This is a genomic window from Anaplasma bovis (assembly GCF_036903315.1).
GTDB lineage: Bacteria > Pseudomonadota > Alphaproteobacteria > Rickettsiales > Anaplasmataceae > Anaplasma > Anaplasma bovis.
Genome location: NZ_JAWLNY010000045.1, coordinates 1 through 8,287 on the forward strand (window position 1 = coordinate 1; position 8,287 = coordinate 8,287).

An 8,287-nucleotide genomic window follows, 5' to 3' on the forward strand; every position below is an offset into this window, starting at 1 on the left:
TGTGCCTTCGCAAAGGCACTTGAGACTACTCCGTGCTGGTCTCTGGTTAAAGCTGATATATCCTTTGATATTGTGGTAGAGGTATGCTCCTGCATACTCTCGCTCTTACTAGTAGCGTAATTATTCTTATTACCACCAAGACTCTCATCAAACATTTCACTCAACTTAGCAGCACTACTACTGCTGTGCCCTCCAGAGTAGCACTTTCCTGCTGTATCTACATTGCTACCACTGTTACTAGTACCACCACCATCACTTACCCACTTATCCTTACAAATCTTCCCATCGATATCCTTAGTAGTATCAAGAGTATTAATAGCCTTACTAACCTCATGCATATCCTTCTTGGTCAACTTCTGAATACCTTCGGATAGTTTAGATGTCTGATCAAGAGCAACATTGTAAGCAAGATCTTTAGCGAGGAGATAAATACCTTCTTCATCACCATCTCCCCTCTTAACTCCCCTTATAGGATATACATCAACGATGTATATCTACTGGTATTGCTATTTCCGCTCCTTCAAGCGCCTTCGCAAAGGCGCTTGAGACTATCCCTTTCTCGCTACTGTTTAGTTGTGATATGTCCTCGGATATCTTTTTCGATGTAAGTGTACCCACAGCGCCGCTTGCCCGTTCTCCTTCGTAATTTCCGCCACCATGACTACTTGAATGTGATTTCTGCCACAGTTTATCCAGGCCCTTATCTCCAGCCTTACCATTCAGACCAGATACACCAATTCCACACTTGCCGTCACCCTCACTACCAGCACTAGCAATGGTAGAGTGATTGTAAGCATCATCCTTGCATATCTTACTATTAATACCAATGGCCTTATCTTGGTTATTAACATGCTGATCAAGTGTAATAATCTCTTCACTAACTGGCTTCAATTCCATCCTTTGCATCTTGTGAATACCTGCAGTCAACTCATTGGTCCTATTAAGAGCAACGTTGTAAGCAAGGTCTTTAGCGAGGAGATAAATACCTTCTTCATCACCATCTCCACTCTTTAACTTAGTAGATATACATCATTGATGTATATCTAGTTCTACCTACGTTATTACCACTAGTAGCAGCAAGCAAAGGCACTTGATACCTTGCCCTTCTGTTCCCTATCTAAACCTGATACGTCCTTAACCAGCTGATTCGTAGATTTAGGCACATTACTCATCTTATCATTGTCTGTCTTAAAATTGTGTGCCTGATTTGTTGTACTTGTAAAATTCTCCAAACCCATCTTAGAACTGAATCCACTGCTACTATCACTAGCGCATTTATCAGTACTAAGGTTGCCTTCACTTGATGAAGCATCATTACTTCTAGCCTTACAAATCTTGGCATCAATGTCCCTATTAGGATCAAGGATATTAATAGCCTTACTAACCTCATGCATATTCTTCTTGGTTTATTATTGATATATATTCTCTGGTTGTACCTTGCGGCCCTTTGATATCTTTGCTTATGTATGGCTACCTGCCACACCATCACGCAGATGTTGCGAGTTTATGCGGTATTATATCCTCTATCTGAAGACATGAAGCCATTCTCCTGAACTTTCTCCATTATTGCTTGTGTTTATTGCACTGATAGTATTTACTGCCCCTGTCGAGTGTAAAATCGAAGGGTGTTATGCATAAATGCTGCTACAGTGCGCCAATGAAAATATTCGAAGAGTGGCATGGAGATATGATGAAAACAGGGGGCATCAGAGAACCCTCTGCGATGGTGCTGACCACATGCGAAAATAATAGGCCCTCGGCAAGGGTTGTCCTGCTGAAAGGGTATAGTGAAGCGGGATTTGAGTTTTTTACTAATTTTCAAAGCAGAAAAGGTCGTGAGCTGCAAAATAATCCCTTTGTATCGCTAGTGTTTGATTGGAGAACTGTGAACAGACAAGTGCGCGTGGAAGGAATAGCAGGGCTTATGACTCCAGCAGAGTCGGATAAGTATCATGCTTCTAGATCTAGAGATAGCCAGATAAGTGCATGGTGTTCTAAACAGTCCATGGTGCTTGAGAGCCGTGAAAAGTTACTCGAAGAATTTGAAATTGCTAAAAAGAAGTTCGAGGGAAAAGAAGTTCCAAGACCTGACCACTGGGGGGGAGTGAGAGTAGTTCCGTATGTCGTAGAGTTCTGGCAAAATTGTGAACATAGGTTGCATGACAGAAAAAGATACAGGAAAGATGAAAACAATATCTGGGTTCACGAAATACTCTACCCGTGAATAGCGCGAGGCTTTCCGTTCCCAAACTTTCCAAATCTGTCATTGATATTTTGCCGATAGAGCTGCCTCATCAAATGTTATAATCACAAACATTATCGAGTGCACAATCTTTATCTCCTGATCGAGGATTTTTGCAGAATTCTATATCTCTCCGGCTTTTTGATATTACAGAGAAGTAATATGAATCCTAATCAGGGTTTTGCATATATAGCAGCCTCATCAAATGTCATGATAGTAAACGTCACCTAGTGCGCAAGCTTTGTCTTCTGATCCAGGATTTGTGCAAAATTCTAGATCACCCAGCTTTTTTGATATTACAGGGAAGTAATGTGAATCCTAATCAGGGTTTTGCATATATAGCAGCCTCATCAAAGGTCATAATCACAAACGTTACCGAGTGTACAAGCTTTATCTCCTGATCAAGGGTTTTGTGCAGAATTCTGTATCTCTCTAGCTTTTTGATATTACAGAAATAGTCAGAAGTAATGTGAATCCTAAGGTGAGAAACTGAGTAATTTGCGCTTCCCGCGTGGCCAATGTGCTTGCTTGACTCATCAAAAATTTCAATAAGTGTATTGTTGCCCGTTAGTGACAGTATTTTCTGTCTAATAGATGCATCAATTTCCTCGAAGTTATGCATAGTAAAGGCCCAATATCTATGGAGAGATTGTAGCGAATTTTCTTTCAGGTAACAGCCTAATTTATCCGAAACTGCAGCTCTTGTATGCTAATAAACCGCCATTAAAGATTGCATGAAGTTATCAGAATGTATCTTACGCGTTGCGTGATTGCATAATGAACTTGCAGCCTAAGGTATCTGAGTCGCAAAGGAAAACGTCTCCGATGGAGACTACTTTGCCTTTACCGCTGTAGGTTATGTCTGTTATATATGGGGACCTGTTTTGAGTTTCTGAAGTGAATTTTGGAACCTTTATTCATCTGAGGACACATAGTGATTATTCCCTCTTGGAGGGAATGATAAAGATTGATTCCCTAATAGCGATGTGTGTTAAACAAAAAATGCCCGCTATTGCCCTCACAGATTCCGGCAATTTATTTGGATCCTTAGAATTCTCAGATACCGCTTCGTCTTCAGGTGTGCAGCCAATAATAGGGTGCAACATAGCTGTAGAGGATTTGGGTAGTAGTATAGGTAATATACTGCTGCTTGTGAAAAACAGTAAGGGTTTTGAGAATCTAATACAGCTGGTGAGTAATGGATTCAAGAACAACCAGCTGGGAAAGGTAAACAGTGTCAATATACATGATTTACTTGATATGAGTCAGGGGCTAATAGCGCTTACCGGAGGATATGACGATATCCTGGCTAGATTTTTGACTCGTAAGAACGAAAATAGTGAAGTTATTAACAAGCTGTTGCAGGTTTTTACGGGTAACTTGTATGTCGAACTGCAGAGGCATGGCCTAGCAGCACAAAAGGAGTTGGAAGGCTCGCTGGTGGAGTTTGCATACAACAATAATATCCCGCTTGTGGCAACGAATGATGTGTTTTTTGCCTATAGAGAGGACTTTCAAGCACATGATATCTTGTCGTGCATCTCCAGTGGGTCATTTGTCGTACAAGAAGACCGCGACAGACTGACGCAAGAACACTATCTAAAGACTGCTAAAGAGATGCATGAGCTGTTCTCGGACATTCCAGAGGCTATACACAACACCTGTGTCATAGCGCGGAGATGCTCATTCATACAAGAGATTAGGAAGCCGTCGTTGCCGCATTTTCCATGCTCAAAGGGTAGGACAGAAAGCGAAGAGTTAACAGAGTGCGCAAAGTCTGGCTTGGAAGCCAGATTGAGGTCAAAGGGATTATATGAGAATGATAACGTAAGGAAGGAATATTTTGATAGATTAGAGTACGAGTTAGGAGTTGTGATATCCATGGACTACTCAGGGTATTTCCTGATAGTTGCCGATTTCATAGTGTGGAGCAAAAATAACAACATAGTAGTGGGTCCAGGAAGGGGTTCTGGTGCCGGATCACTTATAGCGTGGTCTTTAGGTATTACGGATTTGGATCCCATAGAGTTCGGACTTATTTTTGAGAGGTTCTTGAATCCTGATAGGGTATCAATGCCGGATTTTGATATAGATTTCTGTCAGGAAAAGAGGGATCAAGTTATAGAGTACATAAAGGAGAAATACGGATACGTAGCGCACATCATAACTTTCGGTAAGCTGCAAGCTAGGGCGGTTCTGCGCGATGTTGGGCGTGTCATGCAAATACCATATGGGCAGATCGACAGGATATGCAAGATGATACCGCATGATCCTGTTAGTCCGGTCACGCTTTCTGAAGCGATAGAAATGGACCAGGATCTGAGGAATGAGCAAGAAAACGATGAAACAGTTTCAAAACTCATAGAGATATCACTCAAACTTGAGGGTCTGTATAGACACGTATCAGTGCATGCAGCCGGTATAGTGATATGTGACAGGCCTCTTACGGATGTTGTTCCCCTGTACTATGAGCGGTCTTGTTCCTTGCCTATAACGCAGTACAACATGAAGTATGTGGAAAAGGCGGGGTTGGTGAAGTTTGACTTCCTAGGGCTTCGAACGCTCACTGTCATAGATCAAATATGCTCTCTGATAAAGAGTAGGGGTACAGATATAGACATTTCGAAGATATCACTAAGCGATAGGAAAACTTACGAGATGCTATCTGAAGGGGATTCTGTGGGTGTGTTTCAGCTTGAAAGTGCGGGTATGAGAGAGGCTATAAGTAAACTGAGGCCTGACAGCATACAAGACATAATTGCACTTATTTCTCTGTATCGTCCTGGGCCCATGAACAACATAGCAGTCTATATTGCACGCAAACACGGACTGGAAAAGCCGGACTACATACACCATATGCTTGAAGGAGTCTTGAAAGAGACGTTCGGGGTAATAATATACCAGGAACAAGTCATGGAAATAGCAAGAATCTTGGCAGGATACAGTCTAGGAGGTGCTGATCTGCTCAGAAGGGCCATGGGAAAGAAAATAAAAACAGAGATGGACAAGCAAAGGCAGGATTTCGTTGAGGGAGCTGTACGTAACAATATAGATAGAGGTAAAGCGAGCTACATATTTGATCTGGTTGCAAAGTTTGCTGGGTATGGATTTAATAAATCACACGCTGCTGCATACGCCATTATAAGTTTCCAGACTGCGTATTTGAAGGCAAATTACCCGAAGGAATTTTTCACCGTTTCGATGAACTTAGATATAAATGACAAAGATAAGTTGGGCGTTCTATGTCAGCAGGTAAAAGCGCACGGAATAGATATATTACCGATAGATATAAACAATTCGGATGCTACGTTCAGCATAGCTGGTGATGCAATAAGATGTGGGCTTTCTGCATTGAAAAATGTGGGTCCCAATGCGGCAAAGGAAGTGCTGCCTCTAGGTGGCCCATACAAGGATATCTGGGAATTTATAAGTGGAGTGAGGATAAGATCTCCTTGTAAGAGGGTGATAGAAAGTTTGATAAAGTCTGGCGCATTAGACAGCATACATCCCAATAGACGGCAGTTGTTCGAATCTTTGGACATAATACTTGATGCTATTGATAGTAAAAATTCTGGGGCAGGGTCACACCAATTCAACTTATTCAATGAGGGGGAAATAAATAAGCTGTTAGATGTTGAGGATTGGTCCGAAGACGAGAAAGTAGAGTACGAATTTTCTACGTTTGGCTTCTATCTAAGGTATCACCCGCTTATAAAGTATGCGGCACTACTCAATGTTTTAGGCGTTATGTTCATCAGCAAGTATAAAAGTGCTGCAGTTGAGTCAGATACTGTCAGATGTGCTGGAGTGGTGTACAGTGCGAGAATGAGATCTGTGAATAAGGAAAGGTTTGCCATAGTGAGGATATCGGATCCTGATGGAGTGCATGATGTTGCATTCTATAACAGCAAGACCATAGAGGATAATAGAGACTTATTTAATAGTGGTGTTGCTGTAATGATAGATATGGATTGCAGTGCTTCAAAGTCCAGATTTATAGCCAAGAGGATTTGCGGATTTGATGATGGGTTGCAAGCGATGATGAAGAAGGTAAAAAACGTGGTATTTCACGTATTAAATGGCCCTGTGTCTGCATTTGTTGATATACTGAGAGGCACTCTTATGGAGACTAAAAATGGCATTGAGGTGTTTCTGGAAATCGCATCGAAGAGCAATTTGGTATTGATCAAGCTACCAGGTTCCTTTTCAATATCACCTGAAATTCTGGTGCAAATCTTGAATTTTGATTTTGTGGAAGATGTAACAATTAATCATCGGGGCCGCTATTAGATCTAAAAGATGAGGGTATGGGAGTAAGCGATTTAATGGTGTAACATGTACACGTCACTTTGTTGTTACCAGTAAGGATGAATAAAGGGGGAGGAGGAATCTTCTTGTTATGTATTATTATTCCTGCAGACTTGCGTCTAGAAATAGTAGCATGACGCTTACGGGCACTATAGGTGATATGTACGGGTGTAAAAATGCCTCCTGCTTCGCCATAATGCTTGCTTCTCAAGCTGTTGGAGTGTCGCGTATACACAATGTGCCAAAATGCACGGAAGTTTCCGCCCTCATTGTTGCGCTAAAAGCTCTAGGAATTAGGATATACAACGAAGGCAAGTGCATAGTAGTAGAAGGTGCGGGTGTTGGAAGCTTCGCAGCTCCTCATGATGGTATAAATGCAGGAAATTCCACTTTTGTTGCAGGTTCTCTATGTGGGATGCTAGCCACCCATCCATTTGCTTCTTTTGTTTTGAAAAAGGAGAGCAGTAGAGGCAATAAGGGATCTCGTGAGATGGGTAGGTTACATATGAGGGAAGCTCTGTCCGCACTTACATTAATTGGGGCAAGGTTTACAAAGGATGACGGAACTTTTCCCATATTGGTCACGGGCATAGAAGATGGAATTCCTCTACTGTTGGAGAATATACTAGAATCAGAGACTGCTAAGGTAGCCACACTCCTTGCATCTATAAATGTTGCTGGTGAGAGTTGCATACGCGCAAGACGTTTTTTACCTACATATATGGAATTGCTGTTGGAGCATTTTGGTGCCGATATTGAGCAAAAAGGGGAATCACATGGTGGTGCAGCAATTTATTCCACCAAGATAGTGGGGCAAACAGAACTATTTGCACGAGATGTAAAGGTGTTTCCATCTATGTCATATGTGTTGTACTTAATAGCCGCTGTTTTAGTAACTCGCGACTCAGAAGTTACTATAGAGGGTGTATTAGTTGACGAAAGAATGAGAGTTATCATAGATATTTTTATCGGGATGGGCGGTCATATCACCATATGCTCTATAGAAAATAGTGTATTTAGCACCATAAAAGTAAAGTCTAGCAGATTGTCTGGAGTAGACATATCTCATGAACAGGCACAATTTTTGGGAGACGAGCTATCAATAGTGGTTGTTGTGTGCGTGCTTGCGGAAGGTGCTACCAAGATTTTCGACGTCCTGAATTTGGAAGATGACACGAGAGTATCAGAAATTGTGCTAAAAGCGCTGAACGACTATGGGCTAAAATACCGCATAGAAGGCGGTACGGTAGAGCTTTATGGTATTGGAGATTCTAAAATCGCAGGAAATTCAGCCACGAATGTCATGAGTGACTATAAAATAGGAATACCATTTTTGATATTACATCTTGTGCGCTGTTCTAGTGTACGTTTTAGAGGGCACGGTAAGCAATGGTTGCTGTATTTCGTGGAGATATTGAACAGATTGCTGGGCGAGGGAAGTGTTGTTGGCGAAGTAATAGTGGGCTAGAGAAAAAAGAGGATAAAACAGTTGACATGGTGAGCGCTATAATCAATACTCTTGGGATAGGACGCGTAGTCCAGATGTTTGATTAGTTGAAGAGAGTTTAGAGTAGAAATGAAGGCGGCGGTGCGTTGAAGCGTATTTTTTAATGCACATAAAGCTTGAATTTTGTTTTTGGGTTTAAGAGTCTAGATCATAATTCGCTTTTTGTGATTGTTTTATCAAACTTGAGAGTTTGATCCTGGCTCAGAACGAACGCTGGCGGCAAGCTTAAC

The 8,287-nt window shown here is 41.6% G+C and carries 7 protein-coding genes; 3 read left to right on the forward strand and 4 right to left on the reverse strand.

Annotation, left to right across the window (positions count from 1 at the left end):
- The 3 genes from R4I06_RS03795 to R4I06_RS03805 all read right to left on the reverse strand — a co-directional run.
- Nucleotides 1-338, reverse strand: a 338-nt coding sequence (locus R4I06_RS03795; protein ID WP_334414226.1) for a hypothetical protein, incomplete at its 3' end; no start/stop codon positions are given.
- Nucleotides 339-480: 142 nt separating this feature from the next.
- Entirely contained in the window at nt 481-897 is a 417-nt protein-coding gene (locus tag R4I06_RS03800; protein WP_334414228.1) for a hypothetical protein, read from the reverse strand.
- A gap of 170 nt (nt 898-1,067) precedes the next feature.
- Nucleotides 1,068-1,394, reverse strand: a complete 327-nt coding sequence (locus tag R4I06_RS03805; RefSeq protein ID WP_334414229.1) for a hypothetical protein — start codon at nt 1,392-1,394, stop codon at nt 1,068-1,070.
- A 236-nt stretch (nt 1,395-1,630) separates the two neighbouring features.
- Between R4I06_RS03805 and pdxH the strand changes: the two genes are divergently transcribed.
- Nucleotides 1,631-2,224 carry a pyridoxamine 5'-phosphate oxidase gene (gene pdxH / locus R4I06_RS03810; protein ID WP_334414230.1) on the forward strand — a complete coding sequence of 198 codons (594 nt, stop codon included), beginning with the start codon at nt 1,631-1,633 and terminating at the stop codon, nt 2,222-2,224.
- Between the two features lie 340 nt (nt 2,225-2,564).
- Here pdxH and R4I06_RS03815 read toward each other — a convergent pair whose 3' ends face one another.
- A complete protein-coding gene (locus R4I06_RS03815) occupies nt 2,565-2,864 on the reverse strand; it encodes a BolA/IbaG family iron-sulfur metabolism protein (RefSeq protein WP_334414231.1) in 300 nt (99 codons plus the stop codon).
- Between the two features lie 335 nt (nt 2,865-3,199).
- Here R4I06_RS03815 and dnaE point away from each other — a divergent pair, with 335 nt between their 5' ends.
- Entirely contained in the window at nt 3,200-6,532 is a 3,333-nt protein-coding gene (dnaE, locus tag R4I06_RS03820; protein ID WP_410519379.1) for a DNA polymerase III subunit alpha, read from the forward strand.
- A 109-nt stretch (nt 6,533-6,641) separates the two neighbouring features.
- Nucleotides 6,642-8,018 (forward strand): 3-phosphoshikimate 1-carboxyvinyltransferase, encoded by a 1,377-nt coding sequence (locus R4I06_RS03825; protein WP_334414233.1) that lies wholly within the window; start codon nt 6,642-6,644, stop codon nt 8,016-8,018.
- Nucleotides 8,019-8,287 lie beyond the last annotated feature (269 nt).